Below are 22,504 nucleotides of genomic sequence, written 5' to 3'. Positions count from 1 at the left end.
GGGCAACTCCGAACTTGCCACCACGGGGGAACCTCCCGAATTTTTGGACAAAAGAAACCAACCGTCACCCGATCGCTCGCGATGGCAGTTTGACGAAGACTCATTATCTTATGCCTTCGGAACCAATCCAAAGACCCCTATTGCTCTATTAGTACTCGATCCAAACGGCAACATCCTTTATCAATCTAACTCCTTACCTGCCGACGTTGAAGTAAATCATCTGCTGCTTGAGCGTCTTCAGTTGATACCCTTACCACCACCTCCGCAGAGGGAACCATCGCCACCCTCCAATAGAAATCCATCCATTGGGCGGCCACCCTTTCTTCGTCCACGGCCAACTCAATTTGTTACTACGCAGACAGCAAAAGCAGTTTGGCGGATTGGAGCAACTAAATTTCCCAATGCTCAGGTTGCCATTGCCGTTAATTTGCAAGCTGTCGATCAAGAAATGGCTACCATTCAGAATATTTTCCTGGTTTCAATTCCGGGAGCGCTTTTGCTAGTTGCGATGGGTGCATGGTTCGTTTCTGGTGGTGCTTTGCGTCCCATCTGGCAATTAACGGGTGTTATTCAACAGGTAACTGTCAAAGGGCTAGATCAACGGATTCCTATTGGGACAACTGATATGGAATTTGTAGAACTGATTCAGGTATTTAACCTGATGCTAGAACGCTTGGAACGCAGCTTTACCCAAGCTTCCCGCTTTAGTGGTGACGCGGCTCATGAACTAAAAACTCCACTAACTATTTTGCAAGGCGAACTAGAACGAACGCTGCAACAGGTTGATCCTGGAAGTGAAGTGCAACAGCGCTTAAGCAACCTGTTGGATGAGGTGCGCCGCTTAAGTGGAATTATGCGGAAACTCTTGTTGCTATCTCTGGCAGATGCGGGAAAAATGAGCTTGTATTTGGTTAAAGTTGATATGTCTGAGTTGCTGATGGAGATGCTAGAAGATATGGAAATGCTGGCTCCCCACTTGATTGTGCAAACTGATTTTACTGATGGATTGTGGATAAAGGGCGATCGCGATCTTCTGATTCAAGTTTTGCAAAACCTGTTTAGTAATGCTATAAAATACAATCTCACCAACGGCTGGATAAAAATTCGCGCTCATCAAACTCAAACAACTCTCCACGTCACCATTGCTAATGCATCCAAAGATATTCCAGTCAGGGAAAGCCTACACATTTTTGACCGCTTCTATCGTGGCGATCCGGCTCGAACCCTCAAGATAGAAGGCATTGGACTGGGACTCAGCTTAGCCCGTGAAATTGCCAGGGCACATCATGGCGACCTCACCCTTAGTTCAACATCTTCTGGTCAAACAGCGTTTACGCTCACTTTACCGACAAAGGAGGTAGGAGGTAGGAGGCAAAAGGAAAACTGACCTCTGCAACAACTACCTTCTTTGATGAAGTGATAGGATTTAGTTCGGTTTTGGGTTGCAATTCTCACAAATCCAATAGGATTGCTATATAGCAGTCCTATTGGATTTATGAAAAATATAGAGAAGGAAACGAACCGCCAAGTACGCCAAGTACGCAAAGGGAAGAAAGAAGAAAGAGATATATAATTTTCACAAATGATTTAGGACTGCTATATATAAAAGAGCAATTTTCAAATGACCATTTACTTTTATAAGGTTTGGCAGCCTTATGGCTGTTTTTCTAACTTTTCTCTCCACGAAATCCATATCCAGGGCACTTACTGGGCAACGGTTGAGCATTATTATCAAGCGCAAAAGTTTGTTGGCAGCACAGATGCGGCAATTATCCCCCTTATCCATGCCGCTGCTACCCCAGAAGAAGCTGCCGCTTTTGGAAGATGTAGCACTCGCCAACTCCGTCGAGACTGGGATTTGGTCAAAACTCAAATTATGCGAGAAGCTGTACTCAAAAAGTTTCTCACTCATGCTGATATTAGAGAAGTTCTGCTGAAAACAGGTGATGAGCTTTTGGTTGAAAATTCCCCAACCGATTCTTTTTGGGGCTGTGGTGCTAATAAAGCCGGTCAAAACTATCTCGGTAAAACTCTCATGAGCGTGCGTGAAGAAATCCGTAATTTACTATCTTTAACGGGAACTTACGAATAATTTCATCAAAATAGCTAAATTTTAGATAAAATCAGCAAATTAGACGGAGAAGAGGAACATTTTCCAGCCAAATATCTTGAAAAATTCGCCAATAATTCAATACCACTCAGTTAAAGCTTGAACCTTACTAACCCTACTTAATAAACAGTGAATTAAAGACAATTTAATCTATTAGATATCCTATTTAACTTTAATAATGATATAAATACGCACAATACTATATTCTTACGATAAATCTATATTTATCAAGATTTTTGTGAAAAAGGATTACATCTTGAACAATTTTAAAAGAATTTTTTCTAAGACTTATAATGCTTGGATTCTTTTGCTAGATTGATTAAATAGCCATTTTTATCGATAAAAAATCATTGTTATTGAGAATAGATAATGGAAATTGAAAGCTTAAGATTTGCAATAACGATCGCTCTTGCAAATCTTAAGAAATATCCCGGCAATGGATAGCTTTTTCAGGGTAGTCAGTGCGGTCTTGGGAGGATATTTCAGGGCAAAAAGGGGGAAAATATTTTTAATTTAAGGCAATAACAAAGATATTTTTTAAGTATAAATACTGAAATAATTTAATGATTGAGAATATAAAATCTATTTAGTGTCAATAATTAAAATTTTCTTTACTTGAGACTTGAGAGGATATTTGAAAAGTCCCTAATGATGCACCAAGTGCTTTGATATCTTCCTAAATCAAATTTGGCTGGGTTACGGAGAGCAAGCAAAATATCTAATCCTTTTCAAACATCCTCTAATCGATCTATTTCCAAAAATCTTTGCAACAGATGTACGCCCCACGCAAGGTCTTTGTAGCATAAATTTATGGAAATAGAATGAAAATCAAGGCATTGGAAGTTGAAAATTCTGATTAGGGACAATTATAAGAAAAACTATACTTAAGTTCTGGTGTATATAAGCAATGACATCTATCGAGCAACCAAACGGGTTACAGCAAAGCTTAAACCAAGAAAGTTTACTGAACCGGATGATCGAGCAGATCAGGCGATCGCTCGATCTTCAAGAAATATTAACAAGTACCGTTACTGAAGTACGGTCATTTTTACGTGCAGATCGAGTCAAGGTATATCGGTTTGATGCTGATGATAGTGGTGAAGTCATTGCTGAATCTATTGATAACGAGCGTTTGCCATCCTTGTTGGGGTTGCGCTTCCCAGTTCATGATATTCCCGAAGCAGCCAGAGAGATGTTTTTGTTAGTACAGCAACGTTCGATTATTGATGTGGCAAACGGGAAGATCGGGCTAGCGCCTCTACAATCAAAAGAAACTGGCAAACGCCTACAAACTAATATCCACTATCGCCAAGTAGACCCGTGCCATATTCAATACTTACAGGCGATGGGTGTGCAATCTTCTTTAGTAGTGCCAATTTTAGATCGCGATCCCCAAGAACAATTGGCAAAGCCTAAATTGTGGGGATTGTTGGTATCTCACCATACCGAACCGCGAAAGATTTTAAAGCCGGAACTGAAAGTATTGCAGCAAGTAGTCGATCAGGTGACGATCGCGATCGCTCAAAGTAATTTACTCACTGAAGCTCTTAGCCAGCAAAAGCGAGAAGCTACTGTTAACCAAATCACCACACTATTGCATAAACTACCAACAATCCAATTACAGGGGGCACTTGAAGAAGTTATTACCGCATTCAGTGGAGTAGGTGGTAGGCTTTACATTGAACAGAGTCGGGAACTATACACCTGGGGCGACCAACCGACACTCCCCTACGAATTAGATAACAGTATTATCGAACAGCATCCCATTTGGCAAAGTTGGATGTCCGAGTGTAAACCAGGTAGTATTTTGGCAACCTCTGACCTCTATAAAGAACCACATTTGCGAGTTTTGGCTTTAGCGTTCCGTTCTACTCAAATTCGCGGACTGATGGTGATTCCCCTACATTTCCGAGAAAAATTTATCGGTGTATTAAGCATTTTCCGCGCTGAATTTGAAACAGAAATTTTGTGGGCAGGACAATGCGAACAAAATCGGCGACAACTTTTACCCCAACTTTCCTTTGAGGTTTGGCGAGAGCAAAAAAAGGGGCAAGCACCTGAGTGGAAACAGGAAGACATAACATTGGCGCAAGCCTTGTACGATCATTTTTCAATGGCAATTCAGCAAAAGCAAATGTATAAAGAGGTACAAGACCTGAATGCCAACCTCGAACTGCGGGTGCAAGAACAAACTGCTGAACTCGAAAAATCATTACTAATCACTAAGGTAATCAAGCAAGTAACAGAGCAGATCCGCAGAACATTAGACTTGCAGACAACCTTGCAAACTATCGTTCGCGAAGTTCGCTCACTGCTAAATTCAGATCGGGTGGTGATAATGCAACTGAAGAGTAAATCGGTGATTGTGGAAGAGATTAATGGTGATTGGCAGTCAGTTTTGGGATTGAATGCACCACTGAAATGCTTTCCTGACGATCATATGTATTTATACTCTCAGGGGAGAGTACGGACAATTAACAACGTTTCAACGGATTCTTTAAGTGATTGTCATCGAGAGTTTTTGCAAAGTCTGCAAGTTCAAGCAAACTTAATAGTTCCAATTAATATAGGTATGGAACTATGGGGCTTACTAATTGCCCATGAATGTAATGCTCCCAGAGATTGGCAGGATGCAGAAATTGATTTATTGCAACAGCTAGGAGATCAGGCTGCGATCGCTATTCAACAAGCACAACTCTACGAACAAACCTGTAATGCCGAAACTGAAGCCAGAACTAAAGCTGTACAGTTAGGGCAGACTCTACACGAACTCCAAGAAACACAGACAAGATTGATTCAAACCGAAAAAATGTCCGGCTTAGGACAGTTGGTAGCGGGTATCGCCCACGAAATCAATAACCCCGTTAACTTTATCTACGGTAATTTGTGCCACGCGAGTGACTATATTGAACAACTGCTAGAAATTTTACGCCTCTACCAGCTATATTATCCCGATCCTCATAGTGAAATTAGCGCTGCGATCAAAGCCATCGATTTTGAGTTTTTGATAGAAGACCTCCCCAAAATCATCACCTCAATGCAAGTAGGAAGCGATCGCATCCGTTCAATAGTGTTGTCGTTACGCAATTTTTCTCGCTTAGATGAGGCTGAAAACAAGCGCGTTGATTTGCATGAAGGCATTGACAGCACCTTATTAATTTTACAACATCAGCTGAAAGAAAGTGGTGAATTTCCTGGTATTGAGGTAATCAAGGACTATGGCAATATCCCATTGGTAGAATGCTATGCCGGTCAAATGAATCAGGTATTTATGAATATTTTCAGTAATGCTATAGATGCCCTGGAAATGGGGAATGGGAAATGGGTAACTTATACTAAGGGCAGCCAAAGTATGAGGAATGGAGAATGGGGAATGGGGAATAAGGCAGAGAAACAGAATGCTAAATACCCAATGCCTACTATCCACATTTCCACTAGAGTCTCGGCAGATAACTCTCGTTTATTAATTCGGATTAGTGATAATGGGCCTGGAATGACTCTAGAAGTTAAAAAGCGAATTTTTGACCCGTTTTATACTACAAAACCTGTGGGGAAGGGTACAGGTTTGGGATTAGCAATCAGCTATCAGATTATTGTCGAAAAACATGGTGGAATAATGGAGTGCATTTCAGAACCTGGTAAAGGCACAGAGTTCTGGATTGAAATCCCCGTAAAACCTCCAGCTAAAATAGACCACTAAAGGTCAAGAAATAAATCAATGTTTCAACTTATTTTCATAATATTACAAAATTTTAATTTCAAAACTTCAAAATCCGTCAAAAGTAAAGTTTAGTTGCAAAAAAAATCGCTCCTATCCAGAGGTGATAATCTAATAAATGAAGCTAATAAGTAAGCTTCCTTGGCAGATATAACAGCTGCATTTGGAATCGTAATTAAGAGGTATGAAGACGCTGTTTAACTTACATCTGTCTCGTCGAAACACAGCAACACCCAACGCGAAAACTGCTATTTCCTCAAATGTGGAAGATTAGGGGGCGCTGTAACTGATTTTTATAACTTGTTTAAGACAAGCGATGAGAGTTATTACATCCCTAACTATGATAAATAAGGAGAGGAGATGATTCAGCGAGTAGAAGTTTGGGTGTTGTTGTGTTTATAAAGAAGTCTCAGATATGGACTAATCTTGGTGTAAGATTATACTAAGCTAAAGATTGAAAAACAGTTTAAATAGCGCCTTATGTCAATTATTGCGCTCAGAGCGTGGTATCTACAGGATTACGAACCGATTCCAGAACTAGAAAAACGTCCCCCAGACATTCGCTTAAGCAAAAAAAGCTTGCTGAGATCGGCATTGCGAGCAGACTTTTTGGAAGAAAGCGACGAAGTTAAGAAATCAATTTGGTTTGGGCGCTATCTAGAAGGGGAAAATATTGAATTTTATATTGAAGGTAGTGGTGGCTATTGCGTTGCCAACATTGACTTAATTAGTCATGAAATCTATTTTACTAAACAAGCACTGTTAGCTCAGTTAGAACCAACGATTTTTTTATCCTATCAAACTGAATATGTTGCAGCGACTAATGCTCTCAGAGAAGAACTACGAAAAAGTTTAGATAGTCTAAACTTGCGATCGCGCCTTCCTCTAACATTAGTAGAATCCTCTCGCCCTAGTGGTGCTACTGTCAGGATTAACCGCACGATCATGCGAAAAATCCGTAAGAGTTTGTTATTTATCGCTGACACCACGCCCATCGCGAGTATTGACGGTAAAGAAACCCCCCAATTAATTCCCAGTCCCAATGTGTGTATTGAGATTGGCTATGCCATCCAAAGTAAGCGATCTGAACAGATTGTACTAGCACAAATGCAACGTCCAGACATTGAAGGACAATTCCCCTTCGACTTACCTACACAGCAAATTTTGCAATTCCAAGACACCACAGAACTAAATAAAATCCTGACAGAAACTATTCAAAACCAGCTAGCACGATTTAAATTATTTTTTTGAGCAATCACTATGATGTCAATTAAAACAATCGAACCGGCTTATTTTGTAGCTTAGAAGTAATAGAACTAACCCGATCAACTACAGAAATCATGTATTTGTAATCTGGTACTTGTCCATTGGGTACATACCCCACTTCTTGAGCTAAACCAGAAGGCGAATCACTCATCACTTTGCGGATGAACTCTTGGCGGTTACTTTCTACGTTAGGCCCAATCAAGACTACGCCTAATGGTACATAGTGAGGGTCTTTAAATAGGATGCGAAATTCGGTCGATCTTAACTGTGAAGCATAGAGAGCCAATTCTGCCTCAGAGACAGCACAAGCGATCGCTTTTCCTTGGGCTACCGATTCTAGTGCAGCTTTAGGTGTGGGTGCAAATAGGATCTCAGCTAGTGTTGTACCGTAAAGATTGTAAAGAGGAAAATAATATCCGGTGGCAGAACCTAGCTGACCTAAAGCCACTGTTTTACCTTGGAGTTGTTTCAAATCAGCGATCGGATTGTCTTTACGAACAACGAAGATTGAGCGTAAATTGCTAATACCGATTAAAGGAAATAGAGGAATATATTGGTGACGGGCGATCGCGATCGCCGCTAAACCCGGTGGAGCAAATACCAATGACCAAGCACGAGCCTGAAGGCGTTCAACTGCTCTATTTTCATTAAAAACAGGCTCTAGTTGAATATATGAGTTTGTTTTTTCACCCAAATAACTATTAAATTTAGCATATTGATTAATTATCTGTTCGCCTCCACCATAGTTTATTACGCCAATAGTTAACGTACCTTCAACCCCGTCTTGTGTTTTGCAAGCAGCAAATGTAAAACCTAGCAGATGAAACAGAAATAAACGTCGGGGAAATCGCAAAAACATCACTAATTATGCTTAAGTAAATAACTTGGTTTTCAGGACTAATTTAGATCGGCTTTACTGCTGCCTAAGTAGGTTATGTTGCAGAAAAAAATTAATATTTATTTAAATATTGTTGAGATGCTTTCTAACAAGTATAAATAAATATTAGACAAACTCAGACACCACCTTCGTTAGTTAGGTTATGTTAAACAACATTACGTTAAAAAACTTAAAAATAGGTGCTAAATTTAACTTACTTTTAATATTAGTTTTCATAATCAGTATTGTGGGAAGTGGCGTTGCCTTATCCAGTGTACTTCAGGGGAGAGCGCAAAATGAAGTAACTTCTCAAGCGCAGATTCTCATCCAAATGGTGAACGCAGTTAGAGATTATACACAAAATCGGATAGATCCCTATTAGAGCCGAAACTAGACACCAACCCAACGTTCATGCCGGAAGTTGTACCAACTTTTTCCTCTAAAGAAGTTTTTGAGAATTTTCGTAAAAAGCCCGAATTTGAAAACTTTTTTCATAAAGATGCAACAATTAATCCAACTAATTTAGCAGATAAAGCTGATATTTTTGAAACTCAACTTGTAGAAAGGTTTCGTAACGACTCCAAACTTCAAGAAATTACAGGCTTTCGTAAATTGTCAGAAGGCGAAGTATTTTATATTGCTCAACCACTAAAGATTACACAACAGAAATGTCTGCGATGTCATTCTACACCAGATCAGGCTCCGAAAAGTCAATTGGTAAATTATGGTTCAGAAAATGGTTTTGGCTGGCAACTCAATCAGATTGTTTCTGCTCAAATCATCTCTGTTCCTTCTCAAGATATTTTTGCCAATGCCCAACGATCTTGGACGTTACTCATGGGACTTTTAATTACGATCTTTGCGATCGTAGTTTTCTTAATTAACTTCTTAATCAAAAAATATGTAATTCAGAGGCTCAGAAGGATTGAAAAAATAGCCCAAAAAGTTAGTGTTGGTGATATGAGTGCTGATTTTGAAGAAAGCTCTAATGATGAGATTGGTGGGTTAGCAGAAGCATTTAATCGGATGAAAGCTAGTTTAAAAATAGCTCTGGAGATGCTGAATAACCAGAGCTAGTAATTGTTGATTTGTAGTTAACGCAGAAAAAACGCAATATTTAAAATATCAAGAAAGCAAGCGTTGCTGAAATTGCAAAGCTTTTTGAGGTTCGGGAATTTGTGATGCTAAAATTTTGACAAATTCTGTACGGGAAATTTGCCCAGAAGATTTAACAGCTTTTTGGACTAAGAACTTAGCTATTGGGCCAATTAAATCAGCTAGATCGCGTTCGCACTGATGCACAAAGCTGTCGTTGATTACTTGAAGTTCTTGGGTTGGTACATTATTTGTCTGAATTTCAGATATAACAGTAAGTTCCTGTAGAAGAGTAGGTTTCTCTAGTAGAAACATTGTTTTCTTCTTAAAATCAATTTGTTGATTTCCTCGAAGATGAAGGGCTAGTTGACTAATTAATTCTTCGCAGTTAGGTACTGAGACGGCAACTTGTCGTAGTAATCTTGAAGCAACAGGGCCGACAAATTCCAAAAGAATTGTTTCTAAGCGGCTGTAATTTTCCGCAGACAAGATAGAAACAGGCGGATATCCAATTGAGTTTTGTGGAGAAAGTGACGGTTGAGGTGGTTGTGTAAAAGATGATGATTTAGATAATGGCGGTTCTACTTTAGTGTCAAGATGCTTAAGTACCTGTAGAACTTCAGCCGCAGACTGATAGCGCTGTTTAAAGTGGTGTAGCACCATCTTAGATAGGACAGATGCTAACTCAGAACTGACATTAGCGTGATGCTGCCAAGAAATTTCTCCTGTATCTGGATCTTCCTCAAAGTTTATCGGATGTAACCCCGTCAGTGATTGGATGCCAATAATACCCAAAGAATAAATATCGCTATTAAGACGGGGCTTACCTTGCCCCTGTTCTGTAGACATATATCCTGGAGTGCCAATAATAATAGTAGCCCCCGTGCGCCCTGGAACTGTAAGCAGTTGAGTTTGAACTTGTTTAACTGCACCAAAATCAATCAGCACTAGCTTACCGTCTTGTTGCCGCCTAATGATATTATCCGGCTTGATATCTCGATGGATAACGTTGTGATTGTGAATAAATTGCAGAATACCCAACATCTGTTGGAGGAGTTGAATTACTTGATATTCTGTCCAAGGTTGATTGGGTAAGAGTTCCGCTTTCAGAGTATGCCCTTCAACGAATTCTTGCACTAAGAAGAACTCTTGGTTATCTTCAAAATAGGCTAATAGCCGAGGGATTTGGTCATGGTTGCCCAATTGTTCTAGTGTTTCTGCTTCACTGCTAAATAGCCGTCTCGCAGTTTCGAGAAATTCAGGGCTACGAGTGACGGGCAAAAGATGTTTGACAACGCATTTCGGAAAACCTGGCCGATGGGTATCTTGGGCTATATAAGTTTGACCAAATCCACCTCCACCTAAGACTTGAAGGACTTGGTAACGTCCATCTAATAATTGTCCTAACATTGTGTCACTGCCTAAGTCCTCAAATTCATCTTGGCACAACTACCAGCTTTGACAAGGTTTGTTGAGAAAGAAAGTATTGCGGAATTAACAAACTCTGTAAATGATTTGGATGATATATATTTTAAATTTTGCAAGTCAGTTCATGAGGCAGAGGAAGAATTGTTAGAGATAATGAATACTGCGATCGCCCCGCCCCTGTCGCCCCGTGGTACATTAGTATTAACTACTTGATGCCCTATCAATTCTATGACGATTGCCCAAGAATTAGATTCCGAAACAGGCATCTGCGAAGATGTTATCTTTCCTCCTGGTGATTTATTAAGTGATGAACCTCCCTTGGAAACTGAACTGCATTTACGACAAATAATCTTACTTTTGCAATGTCTAGAATGGTTGTGGCGAGATAGAAATGATTTTTACTCGGCGGGAAACCTGACTATCTACTACAGTCCACACCAACGCAAATCAGAAAAGTTTAGAGGGCCAGACTTTTTTGTAGTGCTGGGAACTGAACGTAAAACCCGTAAAAGTTGGGTAGTGTGGGAAGAAGATGGCAAATATCCAAATGTCATTCTCGAAATTTTATCTAACTCCACAGTTAATACTGACAAAGGTTTAAAGAAAGAAATTTATCAAAATACCTTCCGCACACCCGATTATTTTTGGTTTGACCCATATACATTAGAATTTGCAGGATTTCATTTAGTAGATGGAGAGTATCAACCTTTACAAGCTTCAGAGCAAGGATATTTGTGGAGTAAACAGCTAGGATTATATCTAGGAATTTATCAGGGAGTATTGCGATTTTTTACACCAGACGATCAAATAGTCCCTACACCTGAAGAAACGGCACAACAGGCAGAACAAAAGGCACAACAGGCAGAACAAAAGGCACAACAGGCAGAACAAAAAGCACAACAGGCAGAACAAAAGGCACAACAGGAAGCTCAAAAAGCTGAACGTTTGGCAGCAAAATTGCGAGAGTTAAATATAGACCCAGAAACAATTTAATTAATGTTTATTAATCTATCAGGGTTTTAGCTATTTTTGAGCGTTTGGTGTGTTTCGCTTACCCTGCATGAGTTTGAGGTTTATTTCTGCCTCAAAAATATTTAAGTCCCGTTAATCAAAAATCAATAATATATTTCCTTGGGATGAATGCAGTTTCTCTCAAAGGCAGGATGGAATACTTGAGAAAATCGATCATCATGACAGTTAAACGCTGTAGCTAGTGCAGTTACAAATTGAGTGGTATATGTTTTTTCAATCCCAGGTGAAATAACATAAATTCCAACTTGATTTTTGCAACAGCAAGGCTTTTAGCAAATACAGGTGATGAAGAAATCCGATGATTACAATATATAAAGAACGTAAAATAGTTTCGCGTCTATTCGCAGTGCTGCTTTCAGGATTGCTAATGGTACCCTTACTGAGTAGCTGTGGAGGCGGTTCTCGAAATGCTTCAGTTCCACCACCTGTTGATGATAGTGTTGGTAGAACAGTGAGCGATCGCACCACAAACCAACCCGAAGCCAAGAAAGGCTTATCTACAGGGCAGAAAGTAGCAATTTTGGCAGGTGCTGCGGGACTTTATTACCTCTACAATCAGCATAAAAATGCTTCCCAAGAAGGAGCGCAAGGTAAGTACTATCTTTCCAAGAACGGGCGTGTATACTACCGTGATGCAGAACATCGCGCCCACTGGGTAACGCCACCATCAGAAGGAATTCGAGTCCCCGAATCGGAAGCCCAAAAATATCGGCAATTTCAAGGCTATAACCGGAGTACTACAGGTCGCGATCTCACTGGTATAACTTCAGAGGCGGCTCCGGCACTCTAGATCAGCCAAGCGTGTGTAAATAAGAAAGCGGGTTTCCCGGAGGATAACGCCGATCGCGCACGTCGGAAACACGAACTTAAATCAGGAGATAGATTATGGTAGATGAATTTTTCCGAAAGGCGAAAGATTTGCTTTTGGGATCGAACAGCGATCAAGCTGAAGAAGATGCCAAATTGCGCGATGGGCTACGCCCTGGCGGAGGCGATCGCAATGTACGTCCAGCCAGCGAAGATCCTTATGGCGATCCCGCAGATCCAGCATCTTACGGCAATGTCAGCCCAGCCAGTGAAGACCCCTACGGCGATCCCGCAGATATCGCGTCTTACGGCAATGTTCGCCCAGCTAGCGAAGACCCTTACGGCGACCCCGCAGACACAGGGGAGTTTGGTGACGTCCGCCCAGCTAGCGAAGATCCCTATGGCGATCCCGCAGATCAAGATTCCCGCCGCTAACGCCAAACCAATCTTGTGATGTTGGTTTTTATGGGGTAATGAATTTTGGAATAACAATAAGGCAGTGGGATTTGAACCTACTGCCTTTTATTTTTGCTGGATTATTTAAACTCTTCCAGTTGATCTACACGTAACCAAACGTTTGGTGTTGGCACTTTCCCAAACTTAATCAGGGCGTAATCACCTTTGACATCGACAATTTCGCCCTTGGTTTCAAACAAATAAGAAGGAAAGCGAGTATCACTAGCTTTTGCTTCTAGACTGTTTTCCAGTTTCTCGCGGATGGCGCGAACCATATCTCCCTTTTTAACTGCCATGAATTCCCCTCTCAAATTTCTAGATTGTTTTATCTGCATTTTAGGGGACTTCCGAATTAGAAATAAAAATTCTTGTACAGAAGCGATTAATCGCGTCTCCTAACTCCCCCTAACGTTTGACACTGTAGGCAAAAATGACTAGATCGCCCAGCTAGCCTAATCCGTTGAATTGGCATACCACAAACTCGACAGGGTTCTCCAGCGCGATTATAAACCCAGGCAACACCACCATAATTGCCGTTGACACCCTGAACACTTAAGAAATTACTAAAAGTTGTACCCCCAGCCTGAATGCTGGTTTCTAAAACTTGAATTATGGCTGTTCGTAAAAGCTCAATTTGCTTTAGCTGTAAATCTATACACAAAGTTTCAGGTAAAATTCCACTCTTAAACAAGGCTTCATCGGCATAAATGTTACCTAATCCCGCCACCACCGATTGATCTAGTAGCGCAGTCTTAATCGGACGGCGACGGTTTTTGAGTTTGCTTGCTAGATATTCAACAGTGAATTCCGGTGAAAATGGATCTGCTGCCAGTTTTGCCAAACCAGTCATAATACTTTCTACAGCAACACCAGGCGGAACCCACCAAATTTTACCGAAGGTACGTTGATCGACAAAACGCAATTCCTGCTGATCCCCAAAGAATAATCTAACCCGTGTGTGCTTATGTAATGGTTCATCTCGATGCACCCATAGTAGTTGACCGGTCATTCGCAGATGAACCCCTAGCCAACTGGTTGAGGAAGGGGAAGAAAGTTCAGCGAGGAGATATTTACCACGACGATGCCAAGTAGCGATCGCACTCTTTTTAATTCCATCAATAAACTCATCAACAGAAAACGGGTAGGCGATGGTGCGATTGAGCAACACATCTCCACCCGTAATTTCTTGGTTAAGGGTCAACTGATTTAGACCCTTTCGGACTGTTTCAACTTCAGGCAGTTCAGGCATTCAAGCTGATTAAGCAGACAATTTTGATGTACTTGGGGGTTCAATAAAGAAGAGATGGGATAGTAACTTAAACATCCGTAGATGGCTCGTATTATTACCCAAAAGAAACCGTAAATACCCGCAGGGCGGCTCTCGGAGATTAGGGTAGGCTAGGGTGAAGAATGAATGAACTGAAATTTTCAGACTTCATACTTCAGACTTAAGACTACCCTTCATCATCGCATCAAACAACCCCCTTATAGCTTTGCTGCTATTTTTTAGCTGGTTTAGCCTTTGGTGCTTCAACCTCGACTAATTCATCTTGGGCAAAGTTGTTGGTATTTATACCAGAGTAATTGACTTTTTCAAAACGGACAATTACAGGGTATTTGATGCCGCTTTGGTCAATGGAAGCCACAGTTCCTAAATCCTGAAACCAGTAGGATTCAGGGCGGAGAATACGTACTTTAGAACCACGTTGAACCATGATTATTTTCCCTTTTAGTTATCAATCGCCAATCTAGAGGGCTAATTGATTTCACTCTACAACCTGAAGGTCGCTGCAAGAGTCTTTGTTAAGTTATTTGTCTGAATTTGGTATGGGACATTGGGCATTGGGCATTGAATATTAGTTATTCTTTCTCCCTCATCCCCCCACACCACATCCAAGATTTAAAAAGGTATCAGACTCTACTTGACAAGGTACACGTTATAGCGTACCTTCATTCGCAAACAGTATTTTTGTACAAACTTTATGTTTTACTCAATATGAACACGCTGCCCTCGTTACCTCTGCCGATTCGCAGATCGTTATCTATATAGGTGATATCTAACCAGCCTTGCTGTTTATCGCTCTTGATTGGAAAATCAATCGCCGGAAATTTTCTACCTTCTTCAATTTGTTGGATAAAAGTTACCGGAGAATTGTATTCTATTAAACGTTGTAAGCCGATAATAGACCGCTCAAATTTTACTTGGACACGCCGATCTGAAACTGGCTCAAATTTAGCAGCAACGCTGACTAATCCTGACAAATAAGGTAAGCCATAAATCTCAGCTATGTTGTAAACACTGGTAGTCTCTACCCGGATACACTGATAGATTTGACCAAGTTTGCAAAAAGGTAGACGATCTAAATTTAAAAGAGCCTTGCTATTGGTGTATAGTAATCGCCAATTGCCATCTAGCAAATTGCTAGCTTCTACCGGACGGGGTGTAGGATTAAAGTCTTCTAAATTGGCGATCGCTGCTAAGATAGCCTGTTTCTGGGCTTCAGTCGCCAGTAGACCGCGATTAGTACCAGCGATCGCATCCATGAGAGCCGCTTTTCCCATCATCGCCTGTCACCTCTAAAATCAGTCACTTTCCATCAGCATAAACAAGATATTCATCACATATATGGAGAGCCATAAAAATTACTAAGAATCACTGGACTTAAGCCTTATGCCTATTAAATAAAAAATTTCTATCTGAATGCGGATTTATTCACCAAAGGGTTGAAAAGATAACTAAATTAATCCGTGTCAAGTGATAGACTCTAAATGTCAACTTACGTAAACCTTTTCTTGTCTTCTTTGATATGTTGAACTCTCCATTACGTGAAGAACCCCGTAACCAACGAGCCCATGTCATCCCCCTAAAGCCAGAGTCCTCTTTATTGGATTGGTTGGAAAATAAGGGTCGGATTATAACACGTGACGTTCACGACCCGGATTTTCAAGATGGCGAAGAAGAAATAGACTCTCTAATGGGTGTAGAAGATGGAATTGGCTACGACCTTGATGATGACGATATAGGAATCGCCGAGGATTAGCCTTTTCAGGCTAGGGACTTGGTTGTATCCCTAGCTAGTGGATATTCAATTTTAATAAGTGTGGAGTGAAGGAAAACTTCTGTGGACGCTAAATTATCTCCTGAGCAAGGACTAAATATTTCTGGAATCGCGCTAGCTTCTTTATTAGCCGTTGGTCTAGGTACAACAGCATTTTTCTTAGATTCGATAGCCAACAGGCTCCCCTGGCAAAGTATGTCCTTAACCCTGCCACTGCTGTTGTGTGCTATGGGTTCAGGTGTAGTTGGCTTTTGGGTAATACCTTTACTTCAAGCACTCAAAACTGGACAAATAATCCGCGAAGATGGCCCCCAAGCCCATCTAAAAAAGGCAGGTACGCCGACAATGGGGGGTATATTTTTTATCCCTGTAGGTGTGATAATTGCTTGCATCTTGTCTAACTTCGCTACAGATGTCCTTGCAGTTTCGGCTTTGACAATCAGCTACGGATTAATTGGCTGGCTGGACGATTGGCAAATTCTGCGCCGGAAATCAAATAAAGGCATATCTCCCCGAACAAAACTAGCTTTGCAAGTAGGTTTTGCGGCAGTGTTTTGTCTCTGGCTGATGTTTAATCAACCTTCTAATATTACAAATATTGCTTTACCTTGGGTGAGCTTCACACTACCATTAGGATTTCTATTTTGGCCTCTAGCAGGTTTTGTGTTAGTTGCAGAAAGTAATGCGACTAATTTAACAGATGGTATTGATGGCTTGGCAGCAGGAACAGTAGCGATCGCACTTTTAGCATTAGGTGCTTTAATCGCACCTACAGCACCAGGATTGATGGTTTTCTGTGCAGCTTTAAGTGGTGGTTGCTTAGGTTTCTTAGCTCATAATCGTAACCCAGCCCGCGTTTTCATGGGAGATACTGGTTCCCTGGCACTGGGAGGAGCATTAGCTGCTGTAGCGTTATTGACAAACACCTTAGTAGCATTATTTATTCTCAGTGGTATCTTCTTCGTAGAAACTCTTTCCGTGATGGCACAAGTAAGCTATTACAAAGCCACCAAGGGCCCCGATGGCAAAGGCAAACGTCTCTTCAAAATGGCCCCCTTACACCATCATTTAGAACTCACTGGTTGGTCAGAATTGCAAGTGGTTGGAGTATTTTATGTCATCGCGGCTATTCTGGCTGCCATCTGCTTGGCGTAGGCGCAGCCCACCACAGGTATCGCTCCATTCTGAATCATCTTTTGAGAAAATAGTCGAAGATAAAAAACAACTCCCACATCTTCAGGGAGTTGTTTTTTATATGGGAAAATGATAGATCCAAAACCCTCGTAGAAACACAAAATTGCACCGGACTTCGCCCCACTACGCTAACAACACATCTCTAAATTTTATAAGAAGAATTCAGAAGTCAGGAGTCAGAAAAAAGCCATGAATTCTGTACGAGTGGTTGATGAATATTGGTGAAAACCTCGCCCCGCACTTCATGCCGCTACGCTAACGTGGGCAAACTTGGCTGAAACTTTTTCCTCATTTAAACTCCATCCCTTCATGGGTGGAGTATTCTGACTCCTGTATTCTGACTCCTGACTCCTTTTTATTCCACCGCTTACAGTATTACGAATTACGAATTATTTTAATTGTACCTATTTACATACTCCATCACCCGATTTTTCCCTGTTCGCTTCGCCTCAAGCATCGCTTGATTTGCCCGATTCAAAAAATCCTTAACTGTAATTCCTGGTTCTGATACAGCTATTCCAAAAGAAGCAGTGATGCCTTGGAGGATTTGATCGCCATCCCTCAATTGCATTTGTTCAACATCTAGCCTTAGTTGTTCTACTCGTTTTCTGAGCGTTTCTAGTGACATATTAGGCATGACAATCACAAATTCTTCACCACCCCATCTGCAAGGAATATCAAAAGAGCGAATAGATTTTAATAGCAGTTTTGCTAATCCCTGAATAACAATATTTGCTGTCACGTGCCCATAGCGCGAGTTGTAAGATTTGAAGTTATCAATATCAAGAAAAATAACACTAAGAGGTTCTCCCGACCGTTCAGCTTCCGCTAACCTTTGTTCCATTATAGTTTCCGTATAGCTCTGATTGAATAGTTGGGTCATACCATCCCGTAAGTTATCATGAGTTAGACGTTTTTTGATCGATAAATTATTTAGTGCAAAACCTAAAGTTCTAGCAATAATCTCAGTAATTTGTTGCTCCTCTGGACTGATTTCTTCAAGGGCATAGATGTGTAAAATCCCAACTAATTCGCTTTGTCCAAACAATGGAACACACAAATGTATACCGCTAATAGGCGGTATTAAATGGTTGCATATCAGTCCTGAGTTACCAGACGATAAAAGGTTGAATTTCCCTCTCCGCAATGCCCAACATTCAGATAGTGAAAATACTTCTTTACTGGTTCTTTTATCTCCCCAAAAACTATTCATCTGAACATAATTCTTAGAATTAGCAATTATATATATACAACCACTCATACAAGGAAATAGCTTGGAACAAGTTAAAGCGACTACTTTATACACCTCATCTTCAGACTCGCAGCAATAAAGCATATCTGCCATATCTGAGAGATGTATAAGTTCTCGTTTTTTTGCCTCTAATTTTAGTGTTTTTTCTTCTAGCTGCCGATTTAGATCGGTGAGCGATCGCTGTGCTTCTATAGATTCTGTAATATCGATACTGATCCCACCGATGCGGCGATCGCCTGTTGCGCCATCGCTAAAGGGAAACTTAAATGATAGCCAGTAGCATGGTTGATTATTACCAGCTACCTTTACCTCTTCAATCAGTTTCAAAGGGCGTTGAGTCTTCAAAACGACTTGATCGTTTTCCATTATCCGCCGCCCCTCTTCTGGATCTGGCAAGAATTCACTATCCGTTTTCCCTAACCATTCTTGTGAATCTACCGAAAATCTAGACTGTAGCTCCTGGTTGTAGTAAAGCACTCTAGATTGCTTATCTTTGATATAAGCTCCAAAGGGGCCCTGATTTAAAAATAGCCGTTGCATCTGCTGACTGCGTTGAAGTTCGCGGGTATCTTCTTGATATTTAGCGATCGCCTCTACAATTTGATACGCAGTTGGCATGAGGCTTAGTAAGGCACATAATGAGACAAACGCCATTAAATCAAGCACGACTAAGTGCAACAGCGACACTGCCGAATGTGTATCAAAAACTGCCAAAAGGTGATGAAATCCGCAAAATAGTACGAATCCACCTGATAAGAAAAAGGCTAGCCAAAACTTAGAAGGGATAGTTGCCTTAGTTTTAGCAAAGAAAACCCCTATTAGTATGGGTATGCCAAAGTATGAAAATGCAGTGATGCCGTGAGCAATTGTGCAATTCCAGTGAATAGGCTCCATTGCCGATCTGATATTAAACACCGGCTTACTATAATTCTTGTAGCCTCAAAATGTAAGTACATAAGGGATGATTTTAGTGCCTCATGCCTTAGTTTTATCAGGGAGAGGCTGAAAATCCCTGACAAAGCTGACTTACCAGGTGAGTGAGTTCGGGCAAAATCAATTTTTCCATCGCCAGCCGCACAGCATTACTGGAACCAGGAAGCGAGAAGATTAATTTATTTTGATACACACCAGCAACAGCGCGAGAAGCGATCGCCCGCGAACCAATTTCTTGATAACTTAAAAAACGAAATAACTCACCAAATCCCGGCAAAGTTTTCTCCAGTAACTTCTCAATAGCATCATAAGTGGTATCTCTTGGCGCAATACCGGTACCACCATTAAAAATTACAGCATCCAAATTTGAGCTTTTACCCAGATATTCTATCTGCCCTTGAATTTGTGTTGGTTCATCTTTGATAATCGTGTAGGCTCCGACAACATAGTTAGCACCAAGAAGTAACTGCTGAATTAGCTGTCCACTTTTGTCTGTTTTGGATGTGCGTGTATCGCTGACAGTAACCACAGCACAAGTTATCGTAATCCCAGGTGAATCTGGATGTGGTTGTTGTGTCATAGGTTAAGCTTTAATTTTTGATAATGGGCAATTGGGCACGAAGAATGCCCCTCATTGGACATGAAAAAATTACCCATGCCCTATGCCCTATGCCCTATGCCCTATTTTTCAGCTTTGCTGAGTCCAAGATCGTTTTCTTCAGCATACCGTTCCATGAAACGCATAAAGCGCTCCCATTCTTGGGCAGATTTCATTACGTAAAGTGCTTCTAATGCTTCCGGTTTCCCGTTGATAAATTTCGCCTTAACTTCACGAGTAACTATCTCTCCTTCTTCGTCACTCAAGTACATCCCAGTAATATCTTCGGTGCTACCTTGATCTAAAATTTTCGGATTTGTAAAAATAAATGTGGCTGTACCACTGTCACCAGTACGCGATCGCGTCAGCCGCACCTCTGGAATTACCTCTTCGTCAAGACCTTTAGAAAACTGGATTTTCGCCATGATGAATGAATTTAAACTTTTGTGATGGTTAATTTAATATTCTCTCATCAATTAGAACTCCACTGTCTATAAGCTCCTGTTATTATTTTTTTAGTGTATATACTTAAATTGGCTCTTTATCCAGTATCAAATTCACCGGGCTATTGTTTTGCGAACGCGGACTCGCTTTCTCGTGTCGCTAACGTAATTCGTAATTATTGGTGAAACACTCGCTATTCTCTCATTTTCGATTGCTCAAAATAGATAACGGAGCCATTAAAAATCAATTCCCAGGTTCTATTAGGATTACTATTTGATTTCTGAAAAAATCTAAGTGTTTGTAGGGTGTGTTAGAGGTTGAATGAACAAGTATTTTACTGTGACTTTAGACACTTTTAGATCCCCCCTAACCCACGCCAGTCGCTCCACTTGGGGAGACCCCAAGACCGCGCTGGCTCCCCTTAAAAAAGGGGGAACCGGAGTCAAAGTCCCCCAATTTATCGGGGGATTTAGGGGGATCTAGAATGTTTTGCTACCAAGAAGAGGACTTGTTCATTCATCCTCTAAGACGGAACGTCGTAACGCACCAAATTCTTACAAATGGTGCGTTACGGATTTCATCCTAACGCACCCTACAGTAACTATTTTTGTTCAGAAATCAAATATGATTCCTATACCTGGGAACGAGTACACAACTTTAACTCATAACTCCTGTACAGAGGCGATTGATCGCGTCTCCTCACTGCTCTATTTTATTTCCCAAACCCTTTACCGCGAGAGGTTGAAGGTAGACAAATGCAGTTTTCGAGTTGAGTGATTAAAGCCTCACGATCTAAATTTTGACCAATCAGCACAAGTTGGTTTTTTAGTTGACCTTTCCAATCATCATCATCCAAGGTAAAGCGTTTACCGCAAAGGTGGAAAATATGACGCTTCGGACTTTCATCAAACCACATAATCCCTTTTGCTCGGAAGATATTTGAGGGTAGCTGGTTATCTAAGAAATACTGAAACTTCTTAATAGAAAAAGGCTTGTCACTTTGGAAAGAGATGGAAGTAAAACCATCGTTTTCTAAATGGTCAGAATGATGGTGGTCATGGTCATCGTGGTCATGGTCGTGATGATCGTGACCGCATGTTGAGTGGTCATGATCGTGATGGTTATGGTCGTGATGGTCGTGTTCATCCACCACTGTGTCAAAATATTTGTCAGACTCAAATAGGCCAACACTGAGAATTAACGGAAGTGGCACTTGCGATCGCGTAGACCGGATAATTCTTGCTCCTTCCTTAACTTCGTTAATTTTTCCTTCTAACTCCTTCAAAGTGGCTTCATCAACCAAATCAGCCTTGTTCAGCACAATTACATCACCATAAGCAATCTGGCTGTATGCCGCCTCAGAGTTAAATAAATCTAGGCTGTAATTCGCCGCGTCTACCACGGTAATAATCGAATCTAAGCGAGTTAAATCTCGCAATTCTGTGCCCAGAAATGTTAAAGCTACTGGTAGCGGATCTGCCAAGCCAGTTGTTTCCACTACTAGATAATCTAGATTTTCTTGGCGTTCTAAAACTTTGTAAACTGCATCTACTAAATCATTATTAATAGTGCAGCAGATACAACCATTATTTAGTTCCACCATGTTCTCACCAGTGGAAACAATTAGCTCGTTGTCGATGCCAATTTCACCAAATTCATTTACGAGAACAGCGGTTTTTAAACCCTGTTGGTTGTTGAGGATATGATTAAGTAAAGTCGTCTTGCCACTACCGAGAAAGCCCGTAATAATTGTTACTGGCATTCCTTGTTTAGGCGTATCCATTGCCGAAGATTCGGGTGTAACTGCTGATTGCATAGCGCTGTTATCAAATAGTCAAAAAATAGTAATGTAGCGCAGATAGTCCAGAAAACACTAGCATAGGGATGCTGGACTGTCATCCCACCTGCTTTACCCTATTATAAGAATGTTGGTTGAAAACCCCGAAGTTTAATCCTAAAAATCCAAAAATTTTTTAGAGTTAAACGTCTTTTAAGTCGGGGATGAAAACCATAGAAGGGGATTTATCCCAAGCCTGGCATTGATGCTATGATACGCAAAGCAGGTGGGGTAATCAACCTGTTTAAAAACCCTAGCAACCTAAACGGTTAACGCTGTACCTTGACAATTAAAGATATAAGGTTATATTCCATAGTTCTAGTTCTTACCCAGGAATAGGTAAAATCTTTATGGTAACTAGACAAACAGCTTTTGAACTAAAACAAATTTTGGAGTAA

At 40.8% G+C, this 22,504-nt stretch carries 21 protein-coding genes and 1 pseudogene (1 of these 22 cut by a window edge); 12 read left to right on the top strand and 10 right to left on the bottom strand.

Annotated elements, in window-relative coordinates:
* The 5 genes from GTQ43_RS13120 to GTQ43_RS13100 form a co-directional block, all read left to right on the top strand.
* Nucleotides 1–152 carry the 3' portion of a hypothetical protein gene (locus GTQ43_RS13120; protein ID WP_265273049.1) on the top strand. It extends 151 nt beyond the left edge of the window, so 152 of the gene's 303 nt are visible here — the last part of the coding sequence; the start codon falls outside the window, past its left edge; its stop codon occupies nt 150–152.
* Entirely contained in the window at nt 44–1,387 is a 1,344-nt protein-coding gene (locus GTQ43_RS13115; protein ID WP_414859098.1) for a sensor histidine kinase, read from the top strand. The genes GTQ43_RS13120 and GTQ43_RS13115 overlap by 109 nt, the downstream gene beginning before the upstream one ends.
* Before the next feature lie 234 nt (nt 1,388–1,621).
* On the top strand, nt 1,622–2,092 hold the full coding sequence (locus GTQ43_RS13110) for an N-glycosidase (protein ID WP_265273048.1): 471 nt from the start codon (nt 1,622–1,624) through the stop codon (nt 2,090–2,092).
* Nucleotides 2,093–3,017: 925 nt separating this feature from the next.
* On the top strand, nt 3,018–5,810 hold the full coding sequence (locus GTQ43_RS13105; RefSeq protein ID WP_265273047.1) for a GAF domain-containing protein: 2,793 nt from the start codon (nt 3,018–3,020) through the stop codon (nt 5,808–5,810).
* 498 nt (nt 5,811–6,308) lie between these two features.
* Nucleotides 6,309–7,079, top strand: coding sequence for a hypothetical protein (locus GTQ43_RS13100; protein ID WP_265273046.1), 771 nt, complete (start codon nt 6,309–6,311; stop codon nt 7,077–7,079).
* A gap of 19 nt (nt 7,080–7,098) precedes the next feature.
* Here GTQ43_RS13100 and GTQ43_RS13095 read toward each other — a convergent pair whose 3' ends face one another.
* On the bottom strand, nt 7,099–7,953 hold the full coding sequence (locus tag GTQ43_RS13095) for a phosphate/phosphite/phosphonate ABC transporter substrate-binding protein (RefSeq protein ID WP_265273045.1): 855 nt from the start codon (nt 7,951–7,953) through the stop codon (nt 7,099–7,101).
* 181 nt (nt 7,954–8,134) lie between these two features.
* On the opposite strand from GTQ43_RS13095, the pseudogene GTQ43_RS13090 reads away from it, so the two are divergent.
* Nucleotides 8,135–9,048: pseudogene (locus GTQ43_RS13090) on the top strand (DUF3365 domain-containing protein).
* Between the two features lie 48 nt (nt 9,049–9,096).
* Here GTQ43_RS13090 and GTQ43_RS13085 read toward each other — a convergent pair.
* Nucleotides 9,097–10,476 (bottom strand): serine/threonine-protein kinase, encoded by a 1,380-nt coding sequence (locus GTQ43_RS13085; RefSeq protein ID WP_265273044.1) that lies wholly within the window; start codon nt 10,474–10,476, stop codon nt 9,097–9,099.
* 30 nt (nt 10,477–10,506) lie between these two features.
* On the opposite strand from GTQ43_RS13085, the gene GTQ43_RS13080 reads away from it, so the two are divergent.
* From GTQ43_RS13080 to GTQ43_RS13065, 4 genes are all read left to right on the top strand, one after another.
* Nucleotides 10,507–10,707, top strand: a complete 201-nt coding sequence (locus GTQ43_RS13080) for a hypothetical protein (RefSeq protein ID WP_265273043.1) — start codon at nt 10,507–10,509, stop codon at nt 10,705–10,707.
* A 15-nt stretch (nt 10,708–10,722) separates the two neighbouring features.
* Nucleotides 10,723–11,487, top strand: a complete 765-nt coding sequence (locus GTQ43_RS13075; RefSeq protein WP_265273042.1) for a Uma2 family endonuclease — start codon at nt 10,723–10,725, stop codon at nt 11,485–11,487.
* 337 nt (nt 11,488–11,824) lie between these two features.
* A complete protein-coding gene (locus tag GTQ43_RS13070; RefSeq protein ID WP_265273041.1) occupies nt 11,825–12,316 on the top strand; it encodes a hypothetical protein in 492 nt (163 codons plus the stop codon).
* Nucleotides 12,317–12,411: 95 nt separating this feature from the next.
* The gene (locus tag GTQ43_RS13065) at nt 12,412–12,768 is read left to right on the top strand and encodes a translation initiation factor (RefSeq protein ID WP_265273040.1); all 357 of its coding nucleotides are present in this window, start codon (nt 12,412–12,414) and stop codon (nt 12,766–12,768) included.
* A gap of 101 nt (nt 12,769–12,869) precedes the next feature.
* Here GTQ43_RS13065 and GTQ43_RS13060 read toward each other — a convergent pair whose 3' ends face one another.
* The 4 genes from GTQ43_RS13060 to GTQ43_RS13045 form a co-directional block, all read right to left on the bottom strand.
* Nucleotides 12,870–13,085 carry an NAD(P)H-quinone oxidoreductase subunit O gene (locus tag GTQ43_RS13060; protein ID WP_114082812.1) on the bottom strand — a complete coding sequence of 72 codons (216 nt, stop codon included), beginning with the start codon at nt 13,083–13,085 and terminating at the stop codon, nt 12,870–12,872.
* Between the two features lie 86 nt (nt 13,086–13,171).
* On the bottom strand, nt 13,172–14,038 hold the full coding sequence (locus tag GTQ43_RS13055; protein WP_265273039.1) for a DNA-formamidopyrimidine glycosylase: 867 nt from the start codon (nt 14,036–14,038) through the stop codon (nt 13,172–13,174).
* Nucleotides 14,039–14,288: 250 nt separating this feature from the next.
* Nucleotides 14,289–14,504: a photosystem I reaction center subunit IV gene (locus tag GTQ43_RS13050; protein WP_012410286.1), complete on the bottom strand. Its 216-nt coding sequence runs from the start codon at nt 14,502–14,504 to the stop codon at nt 14,289–14,291.
* Nucleotides 14,505–14,769: 265 nt separating this feature from the next.
* Entirely contained in the window at nt 14,770–15,354 is a 585-nt protein-coding gene (locus GTQ43_RS13045) for a PAP/fibrillin family protein (RefSeq protein WP_265273037.1), read from the bottom strand.
* Between the two features lie 242 nt (nt 15,355–15,596).
* Here GTQ43_RS13045 and GTQ43_RS13040 point away from each other — a divergent pair, with 242 nt between their 5' ends.
* Together GTQ43_RS13040 and mraY are read left to right on the top strand one after the other, a co-directional pair.
* Nucleotides 15,597–15,830 (top strand): DUF3134 domain-containing protein, encoded by a 234-nt coding sequence (locus GTQ43_RS13040; RefSeq protein ID WP_265273036.1) that lies wholly within the window; start codon nt 15,597–15,599, stop codon nt 15,828–15,830.
* A gap of 81 nt (nt 15,831–15,911) precedes the next feature.
* Entirely contained in the window at nt 15,912–17,003 is a 1,092-nt protein-coding gene (gene mraY, locus GTQ43_RS13035) for a phospho-N-acetylmuramoyl-pentapeptide-transferase (RefSeq protein ID WP_265273035.1), read from the top strand.
* A 433-nt stretch (nt 17,004–17,436) separates the two neighbouring features.
* On the opposite strand, the gene GTQ43_RS13030 is transcribed toward mraY, so the two are convergent.
* From GTQ43_RS13030 to GTQ43_RS13015, 4 genes are all read right to left on the bottom strand, one after another.
* Entirely contained in the window at nt 17,437–19,188 is a 1,752-nt protein-coding gene (locus GTQ43_RS13030) for a diguanylate cyclase (protein WP_265273034.1), read from the bottom strand.
* 97 nt (nt 19,189–19,285) lie between these two features.
* Entirely contained in the window at nt 19,286–19,807 is a 522-nt protein-coding gene (locus tag GTQ43_RS13025) for a molybdenum cofactor biosynthesis protein B (RefSeq protein WP_265273033.1), read from the bottom strand.
* Nucleotides 19,808–19,908: 101 nt separating this feature from the next.
* Nucleotides 19,909–20,250 carry a photosystem II reaction center protein Psb28 gene (gene psb28 / locus GTQ43_RS13020; RefSeq protein WP_265273032.1) on the bottom strand — a complete coding sequence of 114 codons (342 nt, stop codon included), beginning with the start codon at nt 20,248–20,250 and terminating at the stop codon, nt 19,909–19,911.
* Nucleotides 20,251–20,981: 731 nt separating this feature from the next.
* Entirely contained in the window at nt 20,982–22,085 is a 1,104-nt protein-coding gene (locus GTQ43_RS13015) for a CobW family GTP-binding protein (protein ID WP_265273031.1), read from the bottom strand.
* Nucleotides 22,086–22,504 lie beyond the last annotated feature (419 nt).

The organism is Nostoc sp. KVJ3 (genome assembly GCF_026127265.1).
In the GTDB taxonomy this organism is placed as follows: domain Bacteria; phylum Cyanobacteriota; class Cyanobacteriia; order Cyanobacteriales; family Nostocaceae; genus Nostoc.
This window is presented reverse-complemented; position numbering and strand designations above follow the sequence as displayed.

Bases quoted from the DNA above. Each gene is read 5' to 3' on its own strand.
- GTQ43_RS13030 (WP_265273034.1), bottom strand. From the start codon at position 19,188: ATGGAGCCTATTCACTGGAATTGCACAATTGCTCACGGCATCACTGCA.
- GTQ43_RS13095 (WP_265273045.1), bottom strand. From the start codon at position 7,953: ATGTTTTTGCGATTTCCCCGACGTTTATTTCTGTTTCATCTGCTAGGT.
- GTQ43_RS13015 (WP_265273031.1), bottom strand. From the start codon at position 22,085: ATGCAATCAGCAGTTACACCCGAATCTTCGGCAATGGATACGCCTAAA.
- GTQ43_RS13085 (WP_265273044.1), bottom strand. From the start codon at position 10,476: ATGTTAGGACAATTATTAGATGGACGTTACCAAGTCCTTCAAGTCTTA.
- GTQ43_RS13050 (WP_012410286.1), bottom strand. From the start codon at position 14,504: ATGGTTCAACGTGGTTCTAAAGTACGTATTCTCCGCCCTGAATCCTAC.
- GTQ43_RS13070 (WP_265273041.1), top strand. From the start codon at position 11,825: ATGATTACAATATATAAAGAACGTAAAATAGTTTCGCGTCTATTCGCA.
- psb28 (WP_265273032.1), bottom strand. From the start codon at position 20,250: ATGGCGAAAATCCAGTTTTCTAAAGGTCTTGACGAAGAGGTAATTCCA.
- GTQ43_RS13040 (WP_265273036.1), top strand. From the start codon at position 15,597: ATGTTGAACTCTCCATTACGTGAAGAACCCCGTAACCAACGAGCCCAT.
- GTQ43_RS13075 (WP_265273042.1), top strand. From the start codon at position 10,723: ATGACGATTGCCCAAGAATTAGATTCCGAAACAGGCATCTGCGAAGAT.
- GTQ43_RS13055 (WP_265273039.1), bottom strand. From the start codon at position 14,038: ATGCCTGAACTGCCTGAAGTTGAAACAGTCCGAAAGGGTCTAAATCAG.
- GTQ43_RS13105 (WP_265273047.1), top strand. From the start codon at position 3,018: ATGACATCTATCGAGCAACCAAACGGGTTACAGCAAAGCTTAAACCAA.
- GTQ43_RS13110 (WP_265273048.1), top strand. From the start codon at position 1,622: ATGACCATTTACTTTTATAAGGTTTGGCAGCCTTATGGCTGTTTTTCT.
- GTQ43_RS13045 (WP_265273037.1), bottom strand. From the start codon at position 15,354: ATGATGGGAAAAGCGGCTCTCATGGATGCGATCGCTGGTACTAATCGC.
- GTQ43_RS13100 (WP_265273046.1), top strand. From the start codon at position 6,309: ATGTCAATTATTGCGCTCAGAGCGTGGTATCTACAGGATTACGAACCG.
- GTQ43_RS13065 (WP_265273040.1), top strand. From the start codon at position 12,412: ATGGTAGATGAATTTTTCCGAAAGGCGAAAGATTTGCTTTTGGGATCG.
- GTQ43_RS13025 (WP_265273033.1), bottom strand. From the start codon at position 19,807: ATGACACAACAACCACATCCAGATTCACCTGGGATTACGATAACTTGT.
- GTQ43_RS13060 (WP_114082812.1), bottom strand. From the start codon at position 13,085: ATGGCAGTTAAAAAGGGAGATATGGTTCGCGCCATCCGCGAGAAACTG.